Here is a 1343-nt window from a genome sequence, read left to right as displayed (position 1 = left end):
GCTGAAGTAGTAGCCGTGAATCTCGTCGCAGGCATGGCGATTCAGAAACGCGAGCTGCTCCTCGGTTTCGACCCCCTCGGCGATGACCCGCAAACCCATCTGGTGCGCCAGTGCGATGACGGAAGTGGAGATCGCTTCCGCACTCGCGTCCGACGTCACGCCGCGGACGAAGCTGCCGTCGATCTTGAGCACATCGACTGGAAACTGGCTCAGATACGAAAGACTCGAGTATCCGGTGCCAAAGTCGTCGATCGACAATCTCATCCCCAGCGACTTCAGCCGTGTCAATACGACGTTGGCTTGATCGGGATCCTCCATCAACGCGCTTTCGGTCAGTTCGATCTCCACCCAGGAGGGATCAGTGCCGGTTTGCGCGAGCACCTCCGTGATCCCTTCAACAAGGTCGGGCTGACGCAACTGCGCTGCCGAAAGATTGACCGCGACGACGATCTGGGGCAAACCGGCATCGGCCCAGGCCTTGTTCTGGAGGCAGGCCTGGCGCAGGGCCCAGGCACCAAGATGCTGGATCAACCCGCTCTCTTCGGCGATCGGGATGAAGCGTCCGGGCGGAACCGGCTCACCGGTCGCGGGGTGACGCCAACGCGCCAGCGCTTCTGCACCGACGATCCGCCCCGTCACCAGCTCCACCTTGGGTTGGTAGTGCAGTTCCAGTTCGCCACGCTCAAGCGAGCCACGAAGCGCGTTCTCCAGAGAGAGTCTCTCCTGAGCCTCCTGATCCATCGCCTCGGTGTACATGCAGTAGCTCACGCCTTGCCGCTCCGCATGGTGCAGGGCGATGGTCGCCTTGCGCAGCAGCACTTCCATGGTTTCACCATCCCGGGGCATCAGACTGATGCCCGCGCTGACCACCGGCTGAAGCTTCTCGCTCTTGATGACCAATGGCAGATTGACGGTCTCGAGGACCGGCATGACCATCTGAAGCAGATCATCGATCTGACCGGGGTCAACAATCATCAAGGCGAACTCGGTGCCGCCGTGGCGCGAAACAGTGTCGTGGCTCCGCACCGATTGGCTAAGACGCCGACTGATCTCCCGCAGCAGTTCATCCCCGACGTCACGACCCAGACTGTCGTTGATGTGCTTGAAGCGGCTGATGCCCAGCGCAACGATTCCGATCAGCGTGCCATTATTCAATGCGTCTACACTTGCCACCGCGAAGCGCTTGTCGAGCAATCCACGATTGGGCAGATGGGTGAGTTCGTCGTAGCTGGACAGGAAGTTGAGCCGCTCCTCGATACGTCTTCTCTCGCTCACGTCGTTCAGGATTCCGATGAAATGCCGGATCTCACCGTGGTCGTCGCGAACCGGACTGACACTCAGGG

At 60.6% G+C, this 1343-nt stretch carries 1 protein-coding gene; it reads right to left on the bottom strand.

What is annotated here, in order from left to right:
• The coding region (locus GPA21_RS20170; protein WP_168989845.1) for a putative bifunctional diguanylate cyclase/phosphodiesterase at positions 1 to 1343 on the bottom strand (1343 nt) is incomplete at both ends.

The organism is Azoarcus taiwanensis (assembly GCF_012910885.1).
Taxonomy (GTDB): domain Bacteria; phylum Pseudomonadota; class Gammaproteobacteria; order Burkholderiales; family Rhodocyclaceae; genus Azoarcus_F; species Azoarcus_F taiwanensis.
Note: the sequence above shows the minus strand (reverse complement) of the source record. Positions and strands in the feature narration are given on the sequence as shown.